The organism is Pseudoalteromonas rhizosphaerae (assembly GCF_028885455.1).
Classification (GTDB): domain Bacteria; phylum Pseudomonadota; class Gammaproteobacteria; order Enterobacterales; family Alteromonadaceae; genus Pseudoalteromonas; species Pseudoalteromonas rhizosphaerae.
Window position 1 is genome coordinate 2,909,350 of record NZ_CP118496.1, and the last position, 21,553, is coordinate 2,930,902.

The window sequence follows — 21,553 nt, forward strand, 5'->3', positions numbered from 1 at the left end:
ATGATTAAGCTATTTCCGAATTTCAATGAGGAGATAGCCATGAGAAAAACACGTAGCCTTGAGCAGTGGCGCTGTATTATCGAAGAACAACAAGCCAGCGATTTAACTATCACTGACTATTGCCATCAAAATGCGTTATCAAAAACAACTTTTTATGCCGCACGAAGTAAGCTTAATGCCTCATCAGGCAGTTTTGTTCGAGCAAACGTCACGAAACACGTCGATGTTATCGAACCGCAACAGCCAATCATCCTTACGATTAGCAACGTAAAAGTCAGCTTACCCCCCACAACGCCTGCATCTTATCTGGGCCAATTACTACGCGAGTTTGCCTGATGAAAATGTTTGTTGAACCTCAATGTATTTACTTACACCGCGATGCTGTGGATTTTCGACAATCCATTGATGGTCTAGTCGCACTCGTTGAAAGCGAGCTTGAACGTGATGCTTACACTGGCGCATTATTTTTGTTCTGCAATAAAGCGAAAGATAAACTCAAGCTGGTTTACTGGGATAAAACGGGGTTTGCTTTGTGGTATAAGCGCTTAGAAAAACAAAAGTTCAAATGGCCAACCAAAGCCTGCTTGCAAGAGTTTGAGCTCAGTCCTCAACAACTGGATTGGTTATTGTCGGGATATGACGTGCTTGGTCATGAAGAATTACAGTATCAGTCTATGATCTAATTGATCATATTCACAGTAAACGATCATTGCCACACATCAGATTTTATCTGCTATGCAAACGAGAAAGGTGCATGAAATTTTGTTAAATTGCAGGTATGAAACTTGATGCCCACTCATTACCTGACGATCCTGTACAACTCAAGCGCATGGTGCTTGAGTTGCAACAGCTTATGGATGAAAAGTTGGCTGAAAAAGACGCGCAAATTCACGAATTGCTACAAGCTTATAACGCGAAACTTGCCAAAGAGTACGCGAAGAAATCTGAAAAGATGCCGGGTGCAGGCGACGTATTCAATGAAGCCGAAGACATTCTTGATGAACATGATAAAGCGCTATTGGCCACATCGGCCTCAGTAAAGAAAGAAAAAGCCAAACCGAAACGCCGGCCACTGCCAGCACAGTTACCCCGAGTTGAGGTCGTTGTTGACCTTGATGAGGGTGATAAAAAGTGTGATTGCTGTCAAAGCCCACTACATAAAATGGGTGAAAGCAGCAGTGAAGCGCTCGAGTTTGTGCCAGCGCATATCAAAGTCATCAAAACCATTCGCCCGAAATATACGTGCCGCCATTGTGAGCGAGAAGGGATTAAAAGTGTGGTAAAAACCGCCCTTATGCCCGCAACAGCGATCCCAAAAAGCATTGCAACGCCCAGCTTGCTGAGCCAAATAATCATGTGTAAATACCAGTTTGGCTTACCGCTTTATCGCCTAAATTCGGATAATAAGTGCAATTTCTCAGATTAGATGGCTAGCTGTTATAATTCGGCCATTTTCTCGCCAAAGGAAATTGCTTTAATGAAATATAAACAGCTGACACAAGAAGAAAGATACCAGATTTACGCGTTAATAAAAGCAGGAAATAACCAAAAACAGATAGCTGATGAGCTAACTCGTTCACCGTCATCTATCTCTAGAGAGTTACAACGCAATAAAGGACTTAAAGGCTATCGGCCTAACCAAGCCAATAGTTTTGCTGAACAAAGACGCAAGTCATCTTTCAAAGCAAGTAAGTTAACAGATTACGTTACTGACTGGATTAATAAATTGTTGCATGACGGACTTTCGCCAGAGCAGGTGGCAGGCCGCTTAGCTTTAGAGAAAAAGGTCGTTTTACATCATGAAACGATTTATCAATATATTTACAGAGACAAGGCCCGTGGTGGCGAGCTACATAAGACACTCACTCGTGCATGTAAAAAGTATAAAAAACGCTATGGAAGCTACGATGAACGCGGACAGATAGTTAATCGAGTCAATATTGATGAACGCCCAGATATTGTGGATTCAAAGTCTAGGATTGGTGATTGGGAGGGTGACACAGTGATAGGCAAAGGGCGTAAAAATGCCTTTGTCACAATGGTTGAACGTAAAACGTTATATACAGTCGTTCACAGAATTGAAAGCAAGCATGCGAAAATAACAGCCGATGCGCTGATCAAGTGTATGACACCATATAAAAGTAGGGTTATTACCGTGACTTTAGATAATGGAAAAGAGTTTGCTCACCATGAGCGTATTGCACAAAAATTAGAAGCTGATGTGTATTTCGCTCACCCATATTCATCATGGGAGCGGGGCATAAATGAAAATACCAACGGTTTACTTAGACGCATCTTCCCCAAGGGAACTGATTTTATGGCGCTAAGTGAAGCAGAAATACAGGCGGCAGTTGATAAGCTCAACCATCGGCCAAGAAAAACAAGAGGGTATAAAACCCCTCATGAATTATTTACGGGGCAATCAGAAGTTCTGGTTGCTGCATAATGATTGCACTTAATACTTGAATTCAAGTCGTCAAGAAACAGTGTTTGCCGAGGTAATCCTCCCGAAAAATAATGGGTGTCAAACGTAGAATTTTCTCTTATTGTAAACACAGGAGAAAATTATGAAAAAAGCACATTTTACAGACAGTCAGATCCTCGCTATTTTGAAGCAAGCCGAAAGCGGTGTCCCGATCCCTGAGCTATGCCGTGAACATGGTATGGGCAACTCAACCTTCTATAAATGGCGCGCAAAATACGGCGGTATGGATGCCTCTTTAATGACGAGAATGAAAGAACTTGAAGATGAAAATCGCCGTTTAAAGAAAATGTATGCTGAAGAGCGGCTAAAGTCTGAGGCCATTCAAGAGGCAATAGCAAAAAAGTGGTAAAGGCTTCTGAGCGCAAGATATTGGCACATGAAGTCGTTAGTACAAATAAAATGAGTATTGCCTTAGCCTGTCGCACTTTCATGATCAGTGAAACGTGTTATCGCTATACGTCGACATTAAAAAATGAAAACTTAAAAATAGCAGAGCTGTTACTCGATTTGACTGAATCAAAGCGCAATTGGGGCTTTGGGCTATGCTTTTTATATTTTCGCAATGTAAAACGATATAAATGGAATCACAAACGAGTTTACCGCATTTACCGTGAGCTTGAGTTAAATTTGCGTATCAAGCCTAGGAAACGCTTAAATAGAGATAAGCCTGAGCCATTGGCAGTACCAGAAACCATCAATGAATGTTGGTCAATGGATTTTATGCATGACCAATTAGCAGATGGCAGAGCGTGTCGTCTGTTTAATGTCATTGATGACTTTAATCGTGAAGGACTGACTATTGAGGCTGATTTATCATTGCCTGCTGAACGTGTGATCCGCTCGTTAAATCAAATTATAGAATGGCGCGGAAAACCAAAAGCTATCAGGTGTGATAATGGCCCAGAATATATTAGTAAGCAGCTAGCGCAATGGGCGTTAAATAATGATATCGAATTACGGTTTATTCAACCCGGTAACCCGCAGCAAAATGCATATATAGAGCGCTTCAATCGAACGGTTCGTTACGACTGGCTGAGTCATTATATTTATAGCGATATTAGTGAGTTACAAGACAAAGCGACTTATTGGCTATGGACTTATAATAATGGACGGCCTAACATGGGCTTAGGTGGTATAACACCAATACAAAAGATGGAAAAGTTAAACAACGGAAATTCTACAGCTCGCCTCCATTAAAAATGGGGGGATTACCCCGATATCGGTATTGAGTTGAGTAGGCAAACCATGTCGAGTTGGATGCTACGCTGTGCTGAATTGTTGTCACCACTCTATCAACGTGCATATTCTCACCAGCTTTGATCACCCAATGGCATTAACTTTGATCGCTTATTCTCATTAAGCTTTGATCACGAAAATTACGCGATAATGATCACTTTTGTGTTCTTAATGATTTTGCCGATCAAAGCTTAATGCCACTCGTTACCGAGTTCACGTTTTATCATTTTTGTAGGTATGTTAAACCGTTATCTAAATCGTTTGATGAGGATAACAATAATGTCAACAAGACCTATTGTAATGGTCTAATGAAACTGGACAGGTTTATAGCGTAAAATGAGCTAAACCAAAAAGGTATCACTATGACCAGAAAATCAAAAGTAACACTCAGTGCACAACAAAAACTTGAATATGCCAAATTAATGGTAGAAGAAGGTTATACCAATAAGCAAATTGAAGAGATGTCTGGCGCAGGAAAGTCAGCTGTATCACGTTGGAAGCAACAATATTTATCTGAACTTGATGGTAAGAGTTCGGGAAATGTACAAGCACTCACACCTGAGCAGCAACGTATTCAATTGCTAGAGAAGCAGCTACAGCGAGCTTTAAGGGATAATGATATATTAAAAAAAGCCACCGCTTTCTTCATTCGCGACAATCAAAATTTAAAGTAATTAAAGCGTTGAAGAAAGCGACCCCAAGCTATACGGTATCTGAGTTGTGTCGTGTTTTAGAGGTCAGTACAAGTAGTTATTACTATGCGCCCGTCACGCCAAATGAGGCAGAGCAGGCGCTGCTGGCGTTAATTGAATCTATCGCTGACGATTCTGGTTATACGTATGGTAGGCGTAGAGTGCACGTTGAATTGAATGCGTTAAATCATACGATTGGAATATATAAAACAGCGGCGCTGATGAAGAGGTTGAATATAAAAGCCATCAGGCCGAAGAAAAAACATTACTACCCTAATTCAGGCGATGAACATAAGTACGCACAGAACCTCTTAAAACGAGAGTTTAACCCTGATTCACATAACACGCATTGGGTCGGTGATATTACCTATATTTGGAATCATCAAGGGTGGAGTTACTTGGCCTGTGTGTTAGATTTATCAACGAGAGAAGTTGTAGGGTATGCGTTATCAACAAGCCCAAATGCTGAATTGGCTATAGCAGCATTGAATAATGCTATTAAGCGTCAACAGCCGGTTCTTAATCAACTGATGTTTCATTCCGATCAAGGGTGCCAGTATTCTGCGGCCTCGTTTAGAGCTCGGTTATCACAACTAACTATAACGCAAAGTATGAGTCGTCGAGGTAATTGTTGGGATAATGCAGTAATGGAGCGATTTTTTAGACGTTTAAAAACAGAGCGACTGAATCGCCTGTCATTTATAAATCATCATTCAGTTATAAGTGAGGTGGACAATTATATTCAGTTTTACAATTACAAACGTAGGCATTCTACGCTTAATTATATGACGCCACATCAGAAATATAATGAATTAAAAAATGCCGCTTAGAATCTCTACAGAATTAGTTGACCATTACAATCCAATGCTCCGCTGGATAATCATAAAATGCTAACATTTCATCTTTATCCTTCATCAAGCAATCCGTCGCTTTTTTGTATTTAACAGAGTAATTCTTAACAAATAAATCATACGCTTTATAAGCAGAAAAGCGACTCTCTGCCATCCAGATATCTTGCAAATTCGCTTTGATTTTCGGCTGCATTGATTTATGTCAACAACAACCGAAAAGTGATCCACTCCACCATTTGAATAATGATCCACTATTTATTAAGGTTTTCCATTAATCCGGCTTGTTTCTTTTCTTTGATCCTATAACTTTCCCCCTTAATTTGAACAATATGTGAGTGGTGTAAAATTCTATCTAACATCGCTGATGTTAACGCTGTGTCATTCGCAAAAATGCTCCCCCATTGTCCAAATGGGAGGTTACTGGTGAGTATGACCGCTCCTTTTTCATAACGCTTTGCAATGACATCAAACAATAATTTAGATTCCTGAGCACTAAACGGTAAATAGCCTATTTCATCAATTATTAGTAGCCTGGGTGCCAGAACTGAGCGCTGCATCACTTGTTTATACTTATCTTGACGTTGCGCTGTGGTTAATTGCAATATTAAATCAGACGCGCTAATAAAGCGGGTTTTTAAGCCTGCTTGCACTGCCTTGTAACCTAGCGCACTGGCAATATGTGTTTTGCCTACACCTGATGGCCCGAGCAGAACGACGTTTTCTTTTCGTTCAATAAACGAGAGTGTGGCAAGCTCGTTAACTTGTTTTTTGGGCACACCGGTGGCAAACGTAAAGTCAAACTCCTCAAGCGATTTTAATGACGCAAATCCAGCCATACGCGTAAACATAACCTGTTTACGTTGGTGCCGGTACGCCTGCTCACCTTGCAGTACGCGCTCTAAGAACTGTAAATAATCCCATTCCTCTTTTGCTGCTTGCTGCGCTAGCGCTGTTGCATTTGTTTCAACACCGGCGAGTTGCAGCTCCTCCGTTAGTTCATGTAAGCGTGCGAGTTGCAAGTTCATAGTGCCTCCGAGAATTGCGCGTAAATGTTTAAGTCATGATGTAACGGGTGAGTCTCGAAGGACATATCAAATACAGGTATAGCCACTTCTGCCGGCTGTGGTGGTGCAACAGGTTGGAGCGGGGGTAAAGGTTGTAGGTACGCTTGCTCTTCTTTTAATCTATCTGCGGGCTTTACTTTTATTGTGTCGTGAATGCGCTGGTTAGCCACTGTGTTCAACCAGTTAATGACTTCAACATTGGCTGTTTCAACGTCCAAAGTAAGTTCAAGGGCAAATAATTTAGTGGCTAATGGCTGATAAAAGTTATCGCGCACATAGCGCACCATTCGCTCTACTTTCCCTTTTGTTTGTGGGCGGTAGGGTTTACAGAGCTTTGGAATGAACCCCATTTCTTTACTAAATTGATAAAAGCATTGATTAAAGCGATGTTTGCCTTCACCGTAAGCATCACGCTCTATTACCACTGTTTTCATATTGTCATACCACACTTGTTGTGGAATGCCTTGGAAATACTCAAAGGCTTGGCGATGACACGCTTCGAGTGTTTCATAGCGCATGTTATCAGTGATTGCGACAAACAATGCACGGCTGAAGCCTAAAACAGCGACAAAGGCGTGCAGTGGTGATTTCCCACCTCGCATTTGGCCCCAATCAACTTGCATTTGTTTGCCCGCTTCTGTTTCAAAGCGAATAATGGGTTGGGGTTCAACGCTACCTCGATATTGATACAAGTACTGGCGTAGTAACGATATTTCTCCGGTATAGCCTTGCTCTTTAATTTCTCTGAGTAAAACAACGGCTGATAAATGTATTGGAGCGGCTTTAGCTAATCGAGAATGTAAATACGGTTTAAATGCCTCTAATTTTGAAATACCCGTTTTACGAGTAGCATAATGCGGCTCGTCAAAGTCACCTTGAAGGTATTTTTTAACGGTGTTGCGCGATATGCCCAATTGTTTAGCGATGGCTCGTTGAGACATGCCTTGCATGGCTAAGACTTTTATTTTCATGAACTCTTCTTTTGAAATCATGGTGCTTATCCAAAAGCACCAGTGTTAAGTTAACTGGATCAGATTTCAATTGTTGAAGTGGATCATTTTTGCATTGCTGGTAACAATTTAGGCACTTTGTTTAACACATTCGCTATTTTGTGCACCCAACAACGCTGATGTTGCGTTGTTGGCCATACTTTGGTGAGGGCATTCCAAAATCCCAGCGCGCCATCACCAATGGCCAATTTGGGCGGTATTGTTAGACCTTGTGAGTGCAACTGGTTTAACACGTCAATCCAGCTCTGCTCAGACTCACGAACGCCATCTACCACCGCTAACAATGCCTTTCTACCCGTTTCATCTACGCCCATAACCACTAATAAGCACAACTTATCATCCATTCTAACTTTGCTGTAAATCCCATCAGCCCAGATATACACATACCGACGCTTAGCCAAAGAACGTCCAGTCCATTGATGGTATTCTGTTTCCCAAGCGGCTTTCAATCGAGAGACGCTGTTTGCGGACAACCCTTTGGCCTGCTCACCGAGCAATGACACCAAAGCAGGCTGCATATCACCTGTTGAAATCCCTCGTAAATAGAGCCATGGGATCAATTCTTCAATGTTTTTCGTCCGTTTCAAATAAGGCGGGATCAAGGCACTATTGAATTTAACGCCCTCCTTTTTTCGATCCCTTACTTTAGGTATTTTTACTTCAATATCACCGAGGCCTGTTTGAATAGTACGTTCAGGTTGGTGACCATTTTTAACAATCCTCTGAAGCCCTTCGACGGTCTCATGCTGGTATTGAGTAAGCAATTGTGCTAGTTCCGCCTCTATAGCTTGAGCTAACGGCTGCTGCGCCCCTGTTTTCAGTAATTGTTCTAACGGATTTACTGATGTCTCGATGGAAATAACATTATCATTTTCAGTTATTGCGATGTCTCTCTGGTTAATTGTTGATCCGCCAAGATCAATTAACAGATTACATCGCAATGACTTTTTCTCATACACCAGAAACGACTATAGCTCCTTTGTAGATCGTAATATTGAATAGTGCGTGCCACGATCTAGCTTTCCTATAGGGGCTCTATCGTCGTAGATTAGTAAATAATGTAGAAAAAGATGTGTTCATATTAACCTCAATTTCACTTAATGTTGCAGTTTCACCTGCGTAATAAGTGATTACCTTTCGAGTAATCACGAGTCATTAATTATGTTAATCGATAAACGCCGCGAGCGTCCGTCGACCGAAGGGAGAGAATTTAATGGCTTTGTTAAGTGTTTTAATTACTACTGCTGCCCAACAACATTCCACTCAGTTTCTATAACCCACTTATTTCCAAGATCTACTATCTTACTTCTTATAGCTCCTGCTAAAATTCTTAGTTCCACCTCCTTTTCTAGAGATTCTCTAGGTATGCTTTTGTCGAATTCTTCTTTTGTTGTAACTATAGCTGGCATCTTCATTTACTCCCTTAGTTGGCTTTAATAACCGCTTCCCAGCTAGCTAATTCAGCTTCGCTTCTTTTACCCGACATTACCACTCTAAATTTTAGCATCCGCTTAGCTATATCCACATTTCCAGTCGCTCCGGTCCCTCCAAAGTCGGGAGTACCGTCAGAGTTACAATCTCTGTCCGAAAGGCGCTGGCATGCAGGATCCATTTGATTGATGATATTGTCTGCTGCAGGATTAACTAGAGGAGGAGTCTTATTTATTGAATAAACAGTATTATCGTCAAGCGAATCAACAGCGATTAACAACTTTTCAATTCGCTGTTGAGTTTTTGATTCTGTGAAACCTCTTTCTCTTACAAAACTGACCAGCTCCTCAGTTCCCGGTATCATTTTAGGTACTACTTCTTGGCGAATACCTGCTATTGAGGCCAAATAATTGGCCGCATTTCCTGTGGCAAAAAATTGACGTAGCAACAGAGAGGAGTCACTAGATGATATTTGATTTTCGAAACCTGATGTAGAAATCAAAGATGGCAAAGCAACTTCAACTTCATTGTTCGATACACTTTTTTCTATTAAAGGTACGAAAGTAGATTCTTTTCTTTTATAGCCCAGGCTGAGTGAGTCTGGCATGCCCCCATTTTCAACTGCCAATCCTACCTTTAGACCAAAGCTCATGTCAGTACCAAAAAAATACCGTTCCGGCTCACCTTTTCTTTTTATAGTATGAATTTTCAGAACTTCATCCATACCTATGGTGTCACCTGTGGTAACTGTGGCGTTAGAGATTAAATACTTAGTCATCAGCTCGGCGGCATTACCTGTTGCGAAGCTTTGTCCGGCGGCTTGATTTACTAACCCCTGTTTAGTCGAAAATGCCGCCATTTGGGATAGAACCTGTCCATCCTCAAAAACGGGAGCTACTGTCCCCTCCTTTCGAGCATAACCGACATCAATAGCTGGAGGCGTACTATCTACATCAACACCTAAGCTTGTCTTAGTTACGAAAAGGACGTTTTTCTTACCTAGATTTGAACACCCAGAAGCCAAAATTACACTCATGGCTAGAATAAATATTCTATTTTTCTTCATCACGCTTTCCTTGTTTGATTAGTGAATTTGTAGTCTTGAATTTCAAATTGATTGGATTGCTTTCTTTCAGTTCTAAACTCAGAGCATTGTCTTCCTCTATTACGACCTCGTAAGTGTTTGTATATCCAACTCCAAAAGATGAGCTCTGCTCCATTACTAGAAAATAGACGCCAACGGCTTTAACCTGATGAATGTTAGCAACTGCATTGTCCTTTTTTTCTTTTTTTTGTATGACATGTGCAAACCCAATCGTATGATTCGCTCCAGAGGAATCTACATAATTAATTGCACATCCTTGCAACATTAAGGTCACTGACAATATAGCTCCCACTCTTTTCATTCTATATACCATTTTCTTGAAGAAGCCCTGACACTTAACGAGGCTGTAGAATAACTCTAACAGCCAAATTCAATTAAAAAACGAGCTCCTGTAATTAACTCTAAGCGTTTTTAAAACACTCGGCAATGCATTTTGAACCCATAAAACAGACTGTTTTTCTTAAAAAAGAGTAATTCTACAGCCTCAACGCCCGGCTCAGGCGCAACCAGCCGGAGCGGGATTTGTGCCAAAATTGGCGCTCGGGCCATTGGAACAAATGACGCGACGGGTGGATGTCGCTTGTAGCCGTTTGTGTACGCCCGACATGGGCATTGACTTATGAGGTGAAAGTCCTCTGTAGGAAGATCACCGTTTAAATAACATACTGTTATTAAACGATAACTACTAGCGAATGGCAAGGGCTAAATCGCGAGAGATAGTCTGGAGGAAGCCGCTAGCAAATCTGCGAGCTGATGAACAAAAACATCATATGAGGCGTAGGCTGAAGACGAGCTAGCACAAGATAGCGAAGTCATGTGATCTAACGGCCACCGTAAATGATGCAGTTGTGCAGAGAAAGTCGATGCACCTTATTCGGGGAGATCTGATAAACACGCATCCGCGCTAACGCTTGGAGATTACCAGTTAGGGACTGGTTGATCAACCCTTGGCGCTTTGGTTGCTGCGACCTACAGCGAGCGAAATAGCAGTAAACAAGCGTTAGTTTAGACGCGCTTTATCGAGTAATCGCTAGAGTGATTTATCAGAAGTCAGCAGACGGCATAGTAGCCAAACGCCCATCGTAATGGAGGGGACACGGTGAAGGCCTGAACATCTTAACCAGAGGAGATACTACAAATGAACTTGAATTCACATAGATCACCGTGTTGCGATAGTGATGAACAGCGTTCTACTGTGAATAATACCTCGAATGAATATAGCCAAACAGATCATGACCTGATGGCAAGGGTACTAAGCAACCACAATATTGGTGCAGCATGGCAACATGTTAAGCGCAATAAAGGGGCTGCGGGTATTGATAATATGAGTATTGAAGAGTTTAATCACTTCGCTAAGTTACATTGGCTGGGTATTAAACAACAATTACTTAACGGCACTTATCAACCCTTGCCAGTCAAACGCGTGATGATACCCAAACCCGATGGCGGTGAGCGAATGCTTGGGATCCCTTCTGTTATCGACAGAGTGATCCAACAAGCCATTGCTCAAGTGATCAGCCCTTACTTTGAGACTCAATTTTCACCACATAGTTATGGTTATCGTCCTCATAAAAGAGCCAGTCAAGCAGTGAACCATGTTCAATTTTGTGTTAAACAAGGTTATAAAACAGCGGTTGATATCGACTTGTCTAAGTTCTTTGATGAAGTAAACCATGACATGCTGATGAATCGTGTTGGTCGTAAAATCAAAGACAAAGCACTCATGCGCCTACTCGGTAAATACCTACGAGCGGGAGTAGCAGAGTGCGAAACAGGTCTGTGGTTTGAGTCAACCAAAGGAGTCCCTCAAGGTGGGCCATTATCCCCTTTACTTTCCAATATTTTACTCGATGAATTAGATAAGAAGCTAGCCTACAAACACCTTAAGTTTGCCCGTTACGCTGATGACATAATCATTTTAGTAAAAACCAAAAGCGAAGGACTAATAATCCAACGGGAAATTACTGCGTTCATCACTAAGCGATTAAAACTCAAAGTGAATGAATCGAAAAGTCGGGTCGGTCCAGTATCAGGCTCGAAATTTCTCGGGTTTACCTTCCGCTACGGTCAAGTGCAGATCCACGAACAGGCGCTAAAGAAATTTAAAGCAAATGTCAGGGAGCTCACTAACCGCAACTGGGGGATCTCAATGACCCTACAAATTCATAAACTCACACAGTATTTGCGCGGCTGGGGACACTACTACCTAATAGCCAACGCTTATCAGCTAACGGTGGATTTAGATCACTGGATCCGCCGTAGGATAAGAATGTGCTACTGGCGGCAATGGCGTAAACCTCGCACCAAAGTACGCAGTTTAATGAAATTGGGTGTTAGCGAACGACTCGCCATTGCATGTGGTATCACCAGTAAAGGTCCTTGTAGAAGCTCAAAAACAAAAGGAATTAACATTGCGATAGGCAATGACTATCTAGCGTCACAAGGTTTAGCGTCATTAAGAGATATTTGGATCAATATTCACTACGGGAGATGAACCGCCCATTGCGGACCCGCATGATGGGTGGTGTGGGGGCTGGAGGTTAGAGACCTCCGGCTACCCGATTAGCTTTATCGTGTAACTCCAAATGCAGACTGCGTATGTAGTACTTGCATCTGGTGAAATAATCCTTTGAGTTTACATATTTCTTCTATCTCTGAGTATAGAGTGTTTGCTAGTGTCATTTCTTTTGCTTTTACAGCAAAAAAATGCTTTGCGTTAAGGTTTTTCACGAAAGACAAGTCGTCTTTTGTTTCCATAACTTTAGATGCACTTTCGATCAAGGACCAAGAGAGATCATACTTTTGGCATCCAGCCGCGGCAATTGCCAGTTTTTGAGTATCGAGAGCAAAATTAAACTCAGAACGCCATTTTTCAGTTCCAGCTCGACTATTTGACAACAGTTTAAAAGCAGCTTCATACTCCCCACTTCTATTTAATGCAATTGCTAAATCTCTAGAAACATGTCCAGACAGAGCTTTAAATCTGTTTGATGTAGGAATATTATTTTGACACAGCTTATAGATACTAAGAGCTCGTTCATTCCTTCCCGCAATGCCGGAGCACACGCCAAGCATATGTAAATCGAATAGAGAATTATAGACGTTACCAATGTACCTCCAAATCCGACTAGCACGCAGAAAGAGAGAGGATGCTGAGTCCTTGCAATGAAAAACTCTGCCAAGGTCCATTTGCACGAGAGCATATTCTTCAGTTAGTGAGGCTAACAAATGTAATGGAACCCTTTGATAGTAGTTTCGAGAATATTGATGATATAACTTAGCTAATGCATCTGACGCTTCGATTAGAAATGAAGAAGTCTTTAAGCCACTAATGAAATGTAGAGATTCCTCTAAAGCCGAGATCGGGTTATCAGGATTAGAGATCACTTGCTCTGGGAATATTAAGCTGACAGATTCAGCTTGTATATTCACAGAATTATCTCCACTAATCAGATTTCTGTACTTTGCCATTTTCTATACTCACCGTCACATTTCCCTTGGACTGAATGTTAGTTGAGTTATCGCCAGTTGTAATAGCACCAAACGTAGTCTCGACTTTTCTAGGGGCATTGTTACTATCTCTGTTTGATTTTTTTCCCGATAGAGCACGCCAGACTATACCCAAACACGCTATACCAAGCCCACTAAATAGCCATTCTTTATTCTCAAAAATTATGCTTATCACTTTCATATCCTTTCTCGACTAGGCGAAATCGTTGCCCCCTAAAATACGCAAACGAAAAAATGTACAATAAAACATCTCTCTTCTGAATTAGAACACCTGTTAAATCATGATATGGATCAGCTTTTAACAACTTATCCAGTTTTCCGTCGTAGTCAAACACACCCACCCAATAATTTTCAGGCCTATTATCAAAATAAAGTACAATATGAGGAATGATCAAAAATCTTTTCTTTTCCCACCATATAGTCCAATTTTTCACAACAAGCATGTCGCACATTCCACCTTGAAAGCTAACAATTTAATAGTGAGCTCATCACGCATATTTCTGCCGACTTAACGCTCATTTGTCTGCTTTATATAGTTTTAACAAATTACCTAAGACATTACTATCACAAAGTTTTCTAAAATTTTTAGGTAAAGTTAAATTAACCAATATGCACGCAGCGCTCATTTTCATGAATATACGCGCAAAAATCAGTTTGACCTATCAAGTAACTACGATATTTAGCCAATCTCAATGACCGGTTATCACTCTAAGCCGTCATTCAGTTTTAATCATTCATCGTTGGGTTTCGTTGCTCTCAACCCAGCCTACGGCGGTGAATTAAACGCCGAGTTATTTGTTAGGGTGCCTAGCGCCTAGAACCTCCAGCCTAGTACCTTTCCTTTAATACTTAATGACTAGCTTGCAGGCAATTAAGCCACTCATCGGGTTCAGCTAAAATAAACTCTAGATGATAATTTTCTTTGGTGGTTATTTTGATTCCAGCGGTGGTAATAGGGATTAAACCGCCGGCTTTAGCTGCGCATTTTTCGACATGGGAAATGTTATTAAGTTTGATGGCATAACAACCTAAGTTAAGTTGTTTATTGAGGGCTTCAAAATGTAGCAGGTTATCAGTAAGAGTAAGGCGGCCATCAGCTTTAGCAACACCCAGTTGTAATGTTGCATAACAACGTTTTAGCTGGGTGATTTTAGATTGTGTAGCGCTCATTATTCATTCCATCGATTTTTTTATTTTATTGAGTGTATGTTGCTAAATTAAATGTGTCAATTATGTAAAGTAAATGTTTTTAATTGTTATTTTAAACAGTGCTTTACAGAAAGTTTTTAGCGCGGTGGTGCATTTTTTGTTGTTTATTAACAAGTACAAAAGCAGCCACGACTAATACCATTTGAGTGGCTAGCGCGCACAGCGTTAACATCAAATCCATACGGTTATCAGCGCGTTGCACTAAGCTTAATTCGATAAACCATGCTATGGCGAGCATTAAAACAAGTGAGCCATGTAAATAACGTTGCAGAGTTATTTTAAACTGAAGGTGCTTCCATTGACTAAATATAAGCAGCGCTAAGCTAATTAACGGGATCAAAAATAGGCTAATAAATGCAATGACTAAAAGTGGTTGCCATGTGCTATTCGTCAGTTGCGTGGTATTTATAAAGTAATCGTTACAACCCGTTAAAAGTGTAAAACAAAAAAGTAGGCTAATTAATTTTATTGGCAATGTTGTTATCGTCATGATTTATATGTGTTCTATTGTTAGTTATTAAGCCTTGCTTTATATAAGTAAGGCTTAATGGATGGTTGTATTTAAAAATAGTCTAAACGTAGGTGTTGTTTTAGCTTAATTAAGCATGCGCCATAATTAACTCTTTTGCGTTAGCTTTGGCTGTTTTACTGATGTTATCACCACCAAGTAAACGGGCAATTTCATCAATACGGCCATGTTTACTGAGTGGCAACATTTGTGTAAAGGTTTCGCCATTGGCAATTTCTTTGGCCACAAAAAACTGCTGATGCCCCGAGCTGGCAACTTGCGGTAAATGGGTTACGCAGATAACTTGAGTTGATTTGCCTAATTGACGTAAAAGCTTGCCTACAGCTGCTGCAGTTGGTCCAGAAATACCTACATCCACTTCATCAAAAATAAGCGTTGGCGTAATGACTTTTTGCGCAATAATAACTTGTATCGCTAAACTTATACGCGACAGCTCACCGCCAGAGGCGACTTTAGACAGTGGTTGTAATGGCTGCCCGGGGTTGGTTGATACTAAAAACGCTACATTATCAAAACCTAGGCTGTTTGGTGCTTTTTCAGGTTGTGGTGTAAGGGCGATTTCAAACACACCATTTTCCATTGATAAATGCGCCATGCTTGCACTGATCAATGTATTTAATGTCTGCGCGGCCTCATGACGGCTTTCGCTTAGGGTTTGCGCAGCTTGCTGATAAGCTGCTAATGCTTGGTTAATTTCACCTTCAAGTTGCGTTAAACGGGTAGAGTTATTACTAATCGACTCAAGCTCTTGTGTGATACTTTGGTGAAACTCAACTAAGTCCTCTGGTTTAATATGGTGTTTACGTGATAAATCCATCGCACCACTTAATCGTGTTTCAACGTCGATTAGTCGGCTCGGATCAAGTTCAGCTTGCTCTGCATAATTACGAATTTCACGACTCGCTTCCTCAACTTGCACAGCCGCTTCTTCGAGTAAAGCAGCCACACTAGCTAGGCTTTCATCAAACCCCGCAAGCTCAGCAAACTGCTGCGCGCTATGTTGTAATAGGGAACAGGCATTTTGCTCGTCATTTTCGTATAAGCTTTGTAACTCACGTTGGCATGCTTCAATAATAGTTTGGCTGTGGCTGAGCTTATAATGCTCGGCTTCAATTTGCGAAAATTCATCTGGTTGTAATGCAAATTCATCAAGCTCAGCTACTTGGTACTCTAATAACTGCTTTTGCGCTGCTTGTTGCAACTGGGCTTGTTCGAGCGCGGTAAATTCTTTTTGTAAGTTTTGGCAATTACGATAATGCTGGCGCACTGCTTCAACCAGAGGTTGATGACCTGCATAAGCGTCTAATAGCTGGAGTTGATGTTCGCTTTTAAGCAAATATTGGTGAGCATGTTGACCATGAATAGAGATCAAGTACTGACCGATTTCTTTTAGTTGGGCTGCAGTGACTGGGGTGCCATTAATGTAACTTTTGCTGCGGCCATTTTTACACACCACACGACGAAGTAAGCACTCTTGCTCATCATTCGATAGCAAATGCTGTTCTAAAAACTGCTTAGCCAAGGGGAGGTTGGTTAAATCGAAGGTAGCGCATATTTCAGCGCGCTCAGTGCCTGGGCGAACAGCTGAGGCTTCGGCACGTTCACCCAAACATAAAGATAAGGCGTCAATAGCAATAGATTTACCGGCACCTGTTTCACCCGTAATGGCTGTCATACCGCTTTGCCACTCGGTGCTTAAATTGCTTACAATTGCAAAATTTTTAATCTCTAACCCAGTTAACATACTGTTCATCCATCCAGTCAATTAACTGTTAATTTATACAGTGTTTTGGGTTTTTGCAAATTAATTTTTAATGTCGCTATCTAGTTTATTACTTACTCACTGGTTGATTTCTCAAAATTAGTTTCAGGATCAACAGGTTTGACATAATCTTCAGGATTCGCAGATAAATCATCAGTGCGTAAAACTTTAATCATGGATGGTAAAAGTTCATGGTAAAACGTTTTATTGTAAGCAACGCCGGCTATGGGTAACTCAGCCACAAAAAAATCTAAGCGTTCAGCTAGTGCATCTCGTTCACCTGTTACATAAGTTTTTGCCAACTCACTACTAATCGTGCTGATCAATGACTCGTTTATGCGTTCAAGATACAATAAGTTTTCGTCAGTATGAGGTTGTACGACAAAGAAATTACTGGCAATAACTTGTATTCTTGGGATGTATTTAGGACGAATTATTTTTGCGTCGCAGTACTCATTTAATTTTATTTTTAACTGTTGAGTTACTTCTTTAACGCGATTATTGAATAGCTTTTTTTGCGCTTCAAGCGCTTTTCGGCGATTATTTTCAATCACCAAATAGCTGCCAAGCAGCGTTATCAATAATAATAAAGCAAAGAAAACAACATACGTCATTTCGGTTTGATTTCCCTTGAAAAGGTAATAAATGAATTCAGCTTATTTTGCTCTAAAGTCTGAATGAGCGCAATAAAATTAATATAAACGACTACCCCAGTTGAGCTTAGTGCGAAGTACATGATAGTAAGAGTAGTCTTTGGGGTGGATCAGGCGCAGTTTCTTATCTGCTTTTTTAATTATCACTTCATCGCCAGGCAATACAGCAAGCACCACATGACTATCGCAGCTGACTTGTAAGCTGTCGGTATTCTCTAAGCTGAGCTTTAAGCGTACTTCGTTATCGGCATCAACCACTAATGGTCGGCTTGATAATGTATGCGGAAACATCGGTACTAATGAGATTGCATTTAGTTCTGGGGTCAAAATGGGCCCGCCACCCGACAGCGAATAGGCTGTTGAGCCCGTAGGGGTTGAGACAATTAAACCATCAGAGCGCTGAGAAAAAACAAAATCGTTATTAATGAAGGCTTCAAATTCAATCATATGAGCAACTTTATCGGCATGTAAAACGGCTTCATTCACTGCTGAGTTAGCACTTTTTAATTCGCCATGGCGATAAACTGCAACTTCTAATAAAAAGCGTTTTTCTTCAAGATATTGACCACTTAATACTTGTTCTAAACTAGCTTCAAAGCCTTCTGGGTTTAAATCTGTTAGAAAGCCTAAATTGCCTCTGTTTACGCCTATAACAGCAACATCAAATCGGGCTAATACCCTTGCTGCGCCAAGCATATTACCATCACCTCCGACCACAATAGCGAGATCGGCACGTTCGCCAAGCTCAACCAGTTTGACTAACTTTTCCTTGGGGACATTGGTTAATTGATGACCTGTTCTCTGCTCTAATAACACGTCAAATCCTAACGCATTTAAAAAAGTGTATAAGCGCTGTAAAGTTGCAGCTGCACCACTGTGATTTGGTTTGCCAATTAAACCTATGGTTTTAAACGGTGATTCCATGATAAACGCATCAATAGTATTAATATCAGTAGAGTAACTCAAAAGTGACAAGTTTGAAAATAACCTTGAAATAAACTCACTACGCCCCGATATCCCCAGTATGCAGCAAGATGTAGATACTATGAATTTAAACCCTCGAGATCAGCAAATATTTTCCGCCGTGATGAGCCTGTACTGTAATGGTGAAGGTCAACCTGTCGCGTCAAGCCGTATTGCCAAGCAAAAAGGTATGGCTGTGTGTTCTGCAACAGTTAGAAATGCGATGTCGCGCCTAGAAAAAATAGGCCTGCTGTATTCACCGCATACTTCTGCTGGACGGGTACCTACTAATGCCGGATTTGATTATTGGCTAAGTGAATTTTTCCCTCTGTCGCAGATTGCGCAATATTGGCAGCCTGCACAAGCGCAATTAGTCGAGATGGCGCATGGTATAAGCCAGCGTTATCAGGTATGTTGCTGCGTTGGTCTGCCGCAAGTAAGTTCTCAACATGTTTTTAGAGTTGAAGTATTAGATTTTGACAGCAATGATTGGCTTATTTTACTGTTAGATAGAGCAGGGCAAAGCCATAACATTTGTATTCATAAGCCGGATGATGCGTCTGACACCGTACGTTATCAATTCGCTACTTGGCTTAATACTGTATTCAGTCAGCAAACTTTAATGGAAGGCTTGTACCGTATGCAAGCAATGGCAAATACAGCACCACGAAATTGTCATGATTCGTTAAATCAATGGACCCGTGAGCTGAGCCATAAATTAGGCTCAGATAACAGTATCGTGGTCGGCGAAAATTATTTATATCGGCAAATTGATTGTGAACAAAGCTTAAATATTGGTGTCTCATTTTTGAACTTTGTAGAAGATAAGTTAGCTTTTAAAAATGGTGTGTCGGTTTTAAATACGTCACAATTGCCATTTACTGATTGTGACGAACTGATGGTGATCAGCGTGCCGTATTTTCAAAATCAAGAATATCAAAGTCGTTTTTGTGTAATTTGTCCTAAATCGGCGCAAATTGAAGCAATCATTCAAGAATTTAAATTAATCGAGTCATTTGGCTCTTGAATCTTTTGATTCAATCCCCATAATTACCGCAATTGAAAAGTATTGGAGCACTTAAATTATGTCTGAGCAGACAAAATCACCAGAGCAAGAAGTTGAATTAAACGAAGAATTAGAGCAAATGCAAGCAGACGTTGAAGCGGCTGTAGAAGCTGCTGACGCGCACGAAGGCGAAGAAGTTAGCCCTGAAGCTGAAATTGCTATGCTTTATGCTGAGCTTGAAGATGCGAAACAAACTATCGCAAACCAAAAAGATAGCGTAGTACGTGCCGCTGCAGACGTTGATAATATTCGTCGCCGTGCTGCACAAGATGTAGAAAAAGCGCATAAATTTGCACTTGAAAAGTTCGCTAACGAATTATTACCTGTTATTGATAATCTAGAACGTGCTATTGAGTTCTCAGACAAAGAAAACGAAACCTTAAAGCCATTGCTTGAAGGGATTGATATGACAGTTAAAAGCTTCAACGATGCGGTTGCAAAATTTGGTGTTGAAATTGTTAACCCACAAGGTGAGCAGTTTAATCCTGAATTCCACCAAGCAATGTCGATTCAACCAAGCAATGATGTAACACCTAACACTGTATTAGCAGTGATGCAAAAAGGGTATACATTAAATGGTCGTTTATTACGCCCTGCAATGGTGATGGTATCTAAAGCAGCTGAATAAATAAGTCGCTTAGTAAAAAAATGCCCGTTAACTACGGGCATTTTTTTTGTTTCTAGCTCGGTGCCAAAGCTGGGCTATTAGTGTTAATACTAATGCGCTGAACATTAAGCTTGAAAATGGTACCGCACTTTGTGCATGCATTAAGGCTAAAATTGGACCGACTAATGCACCGCTGCCAAAGCGCAATGTACCAATAACCGCCGTAGCGGTGCCAGAACGCTCTTCAAACTGCATTAAGATCAATGCATCAGCATTACTAGCGGTAACCCCTAAACTCATCATCAGAGGAGCAATAGCTGCAACAATAAAATACAGCGATAGGTGTAATATGCTAAATGTGAGTAGGGCACTGCCAGCTACAAAGCCGACCGCTAATCCATAATACAGCATTTTTCGTGAACCAATACGTGGTACTAGGCGGGTATTTAAAAAGTTACCAAACATTAGCGCCATGACATTGAAAGCAAATAAAACACCAAATAATTGTTCTGATACTTTAAAGTAATCAAGGTATACAAAGGGCACTGCGGTTAAAAAGCAAAAAAAGCCGAATGAGACAAACATTGAGCTGGCTATATCTGCTCGGGTATCTTTATTTTTAAATACGGTTTTATAGCTATCGAAAAATAGTGCAAAGCCTTTCATCGGGCTTTTGAAAATAGGGATATCGATTAAGTATATTTGTACCAAGGCTAAAATAACAAAGCTGTAACTAGCCAGTACTAAAAAGATTGTTTGCCAGTGAGATAAGCCCATGATCATTGATCCAACCGTTGGTGCGACTAAGGGCGCTACCATCATGATCATCGATACATACGACATTCCTTTAGCAGTATCTTGTTTATAAATATGACGAATTATCCCTGGCACCACAACGGTTGCTGCAGCACCTGTGAATGCTTGTACGCCCCGCAAAGCCCAAAATAGATGAATGTCATTACAAAAGGCCAATGCGACAGAGCTTAAGCCAAACAATGCTAAGCCGACCTTCGTTAACACGCGACGACCAATTTGATCTGCGATTGGGCCAAAAAATAGCATTCCCAGCGCATAGCCAGCTAAATATATGCTTAACGATATTTGTACATTGGGCATTGTGGTATTAAGGTCGTTAGCAATGACTAACATTGCCGGAAGATACATATCGATTGCCAGTGGCGTAATTGCAACAATACTGGCGAGTAAAGGTAATAGAATGCGTTTATTTAAAGAAACCGAGTCCTGCATGACTAACCCATTAAACAAAAAGAGGCTGCTATTGTAACAGCGACAATTAGTCTTGGGTACTTAGTTTGCATGCTAACTATCGCCTTTAACTGAAATATAACGCAACAGATGTTTTTACTGGCAGTCGATATA

Annotated in this window: 23 protein-coding genes and 2 pseudogenes; 10 read left to right on the forward strand and 15 right to left on the reverse strand. The window is 40.9% G+C overall.

Features of this window, described 5'->3' with window-relative positions; genetic code table 11:
• Positions 1 to 39: 39 nt before the first annotated feature.
• From tnpA to PVK79_RS12500, 7 genes are all read left to right on the forward strand, one after another.
• The gene (gene tnpA / locus PVK79_RS12475; RefSeq protein WP_257325730.1) at positions 40 to 336 is read left to right on the forward strand and encodes an IS66 family insertion sequence element accessory protein TnpA; all 297 of its coding nucleotides are present in this window, start codon (positions 40 to 42) and stop codon (positions 334 to 336) included.
• Entirely contained in the window at positions 336 to 683 is a 348-nt protein-coding gene (gene tnpB / locus PVK79_RS12480) for an IS66 family insertion sequence element accessory protein TnpB (RefSeq protein ID WP_257325731.1), read from the forward strand. Before tnpA ends, tnpB begins: the two co-directional genes overlap by 1 nt.
• A 95-nt stretch (positions 684 to 778) precedes the next feature.
• Positions 779 to 1,426: an IS66 family transposase zinc-finger binding domain-containing protein gene (locus PVK79_RS12485; protein WP_257325732.1), complete on the forward strand. Its 648-nt coding sequence runs from the start codon at positions 779 to 781 to the stop codon at positions 1,424 to 1,426.
• A 51-nt stretch (positions 1,427 to 1,477) separates the two neighbouring features.
• Positions 1,478 to 2,446 carry an IS30 family transposase gene (locus tag PVK79_RS12490; protein WP_257325734.1) on the forward strand — a complete coding sequence of 323 codons (969 nt, stop codon included), beginning with the start codon at positions 1,478 to 1,480 and terminating at the stop codon, positions 2,444 to 2,446.
• A 121-nt stretch (positions 2,447 to 2,567) separates the two neighbouring features.
• A protein-coding gene (locus PVK79_RS12495) for an IS3 family transposase (protein ID WP_257325735.1) occupies positions 2,568 to 3,682 on the forward strand; the annotation gives its coding sequence in 2 pieces (ribosomal slippage) (positions 2,568 to 2,817 and positions 2,817 to 3,682; 1,116 coding nt in all).
• A gap of 48 nt (positions 3,683 to 3,730) precedes the next feature.
• Positions 3,731 to 3,805 (forward strand): hypothetical protein, encoded by a 75-nt coding sequence (locus PVK79_RS23560; RefSeq protein WP_425607893.1) that lies wholly within the window; start codon positions 3,731 to 3,733, stop codon positions 3,803 to 3,805.
• A gap of 278 nt (positions 3,806 to 4,083) precedes the next feature.
• Positions 4,084 to 5,243 (forward strand): IS3 family transposase gene (locus PVK79_RS12500; RefSeq protein ID WP_257325736.1). Its coding sequence is split into 2 segments (ribosomal slippage): positions 4,084 to 4,357 and positions 4,357 to 5,243, totalling 1,161 coding nucleotides; the frame shifts between segments, so codons are not numbered across the junction.
• A gap of 31 nt (positions 5,244 to 5,274) precedes the next feature.
• Here the strand turns inward: PVK79_RS12500 and PVK79_RS12505 are convergent.
• The 7 genes and pseudogenes from PVK79_RS12505 to PVK79_RS12535 all read right to left on the reverse strand — a co-directional run.
• Positions 5,275 to 5,463: pseudogene (locus tag PVK79_RS12505) on the reverse strand (transposase); the annotation flags it as partial.
• Between the two features lie 52 nt (positions 5,464 to 5,515).
• Entirely contained in the window at positions 5,516 to 6,289 is a 774-nt protein-coding gene (gene istB, locus PVK79_RS12510) for an IS21-like element helper ATPase IstB (RefSeq protein WP_182762799.1), read from the reverse strand.
• On the reverse strand, positions 6,286 to 7,320 hold the full coding sequence (gene istA, locus PVK79_RS12515) for an IS21 family transposase (protein ID WP_182762801.1): 1,035 nt from the start codon (positions 7,318 to 7,320) through the stop codon (positions 6,286 to 6,288). The genes istB and istA overlap by 4 nt, the downstream gene beginning before the upstream one ends.
• Positions 7,321 to 7,406: 86 nt before the next feature.
• Positions 7,407 to 8,219 (reverse strand): annotated as a pseudogene (locus PVK79_RS12520) (IS256 family transposase); the annotation flags it as partial.
• Positions 8,220 to 8,576: 357 nt separating this feature from the next.
• Complete coding sequence (locus PVK79_RS12525; RefSeq protein WP_257325737.1) at positions 8,577 to 8,753, reverse strand: hypothetical protein; 177 nt, start codon at positions 8,751 to 8,753, stop codon at positions 8,577 to 8,579.
• 8 nt (positions 8,754 to 8,761) lie between these two features.
• Positions 8,762 to 9,835, reverse strand: a complete 1,074-nt coding sequence (locus PVK79_RS12530) for a hypothetical protein (protein ID WP_257325739.1) — start codon at positions 9,833 to 9,835, stop codon at positions 8,762 to 8,764.
• A complete protein-coding gene (locus tag PVK79_RS12535) occupies positions 9,822 to 10,175 on the reverse strand; it encodes a hypothetical protein (protein ID WP_257325741.1) in 354 nt (117 codons plus the stop codon). Before PVK79_RS12535 ends, PVK79_RS12530 begins: the two co-directional genes overlap by 14 nt.
• Positions 10,176 to 11,012: 837 nt before the next feature.
• Here PVK79_RS12535 and ltrA point away from each other — a divergent pair.
• The gene (gene ltrA / locus PVK79_RS12540) at positions 11,013 to 12,368 is read left to right on the forward strand and encodes a group II intron reverse transcriptase/maturase (RefSeq protein WP_257324051.1); all 1,356 of its coding nucleotides are present in this window, start codon (positions 11,013 to 11,015) and stop codon (positions 12,366 to 12,368) included.
• A gap of 74 nt (positions 12,369 to 12,442) precedes the next feature.
• On the opposite strand, the gene PVK79_RS12545 is transcribed toward ltrA, so the two are convergent.
• The 7 genes from PVK79_RS12545 to nadK all read right to left on the reverse strand — a co-directional run bounded on the left by PVK79_RS12545 (position 12,443) and on the right by nadK (position 18,461).
• A complete protein-coding gene (locus PVK79_RS12545; protein WP_257325742.1) occupies positions 12,443 to 13,306 on the reverse strand; it encodes a hypothetical protein in 864 nt (287 codons plus the stop codon).
• A gap of 233 nt (positions 13,307 to 13,539) precedes the next feature.
• The gene (locus PVK79_RS12550) at positions 13,540 to 13,827 is read right to left on the reverse strand and encodes a hypothetical protein (RefSeq protein WP_257325743.1); all 288 of its coding nucleotides are present in this window, start codon (positions 13,825 to 13,827) and stop codon (positions 13,540 to 13,542) included.
• Positions 13,828 to 14,233: 406 nt separating this feature from the next.
• Positions 14,234 to 14,554: a hypothetical protein gene (locus PVK79_RS12555; protein WP_145242196.1), complete on the reverse strand. Its 321-nt coding sequence runs from the start codon at positions 14,552 to 14,554 to the stop codon at positions 14,234 to 14,236.
• A gap of 103 nt (positions 14,555 to 14,657) precedes the next feature.
• Positions 14,658 to 15,083 carry a hypothetical protein gene (locus PVK79_RS12560; RefSeq protein ID WP_145242198.1) on the reverse strand — a complete coding sequence of 142 codons (426 nt, stop codon included), beginning with the start codon at positions 15,081 to 15,083 and terminating at the stop codon, positions 14,658 to 14,660.
• A 109-nt stretch (positions 15,084 to 15,192) separates the two neighbouring features.
• On the reverse strand, positions 15,193 to 16,866 hold the full coding sequence (recN, locus tag PVK79_RS12565; protein ID WP_182778461.1) for a DNA repair protein RecN: 1,674 nt from the start codon (positions 16,864 to 16,866) through the stop codon (positions 15,193 to 15,195).
• A 92-nt stretch (positions 16,867 to 16,958) separates the two neighbouring features.
• Complete coding sequence (locus PVK79_RS12570; RefSeq protein ID WP_145242202.1) at positions 16,959 to 17,498, reverse strand: hypothetical protein; 540 nt, start codon at positions 17,496 to 17,498, stop codon at positions 16,959 to 16,961.
• A gap of 78 nt (positions 17,499 to 17,576) precedes the next feature.
• A complete protein-coding gene (gene nadK / locus PVK79_RS12575) occupies positions 17,577 to 18,461 on the reverse strand; it encodes an NAD(+) kinase (protein WP_145242288.1) in 885 nt (294 codons plus the stop codon).
• Between the two features lie 100 nt (positions 18,462 to 18,561).
• On the opposite strand from nadK, the gene PVK79_RS12580 reads away from it, so the two are divergent.
• The gene (locus PVK79_RS12580; protein WP_257325746.1) at positions 18,562 to 19,527 is read left to right on the forward strand and encodes an HrcA family transcriptional regulator; all 966 of its coding nucleotides are present in this window, start codon (positions 18,562 to 18,564) and stop codon (positions 19,525 to 19,527) included.
• 58 nt (positions 19,528 to 19,585) lie between these two features.
• Positions 19,586 to 20,194, forward strand: a complete 609-nt coding sequence (grpE, locus tag PVK79_RS12585) for a nucleotide exchange factor GrpE (RefSeq protein WP_145242206.1) — start codon at positions 19,586 to 19,588, stop codon at positions 20,192 to 20,194.
• Positions 20,195 to 20,221: 27 nt separating this feature from the next.
• Here the strand turns inward: grpE and PVK79_RS12590 are convergent, their stop codons facing one another.
• On the reverse strand, positions 20,222 to 21,421 hold the full coding sequence (locus PVK79_RS12590; RefSeq protein ID WP_145242208.1) for a Bcr/CflA family efflux MFS transporter: 1,200 nt from the start codon (positions 21,419 to 21,421) through the stop codon (positions 20,222 to 20,224).
• Positions 21,422 to 21,553 lie beyond the last annotated feature (132 nt).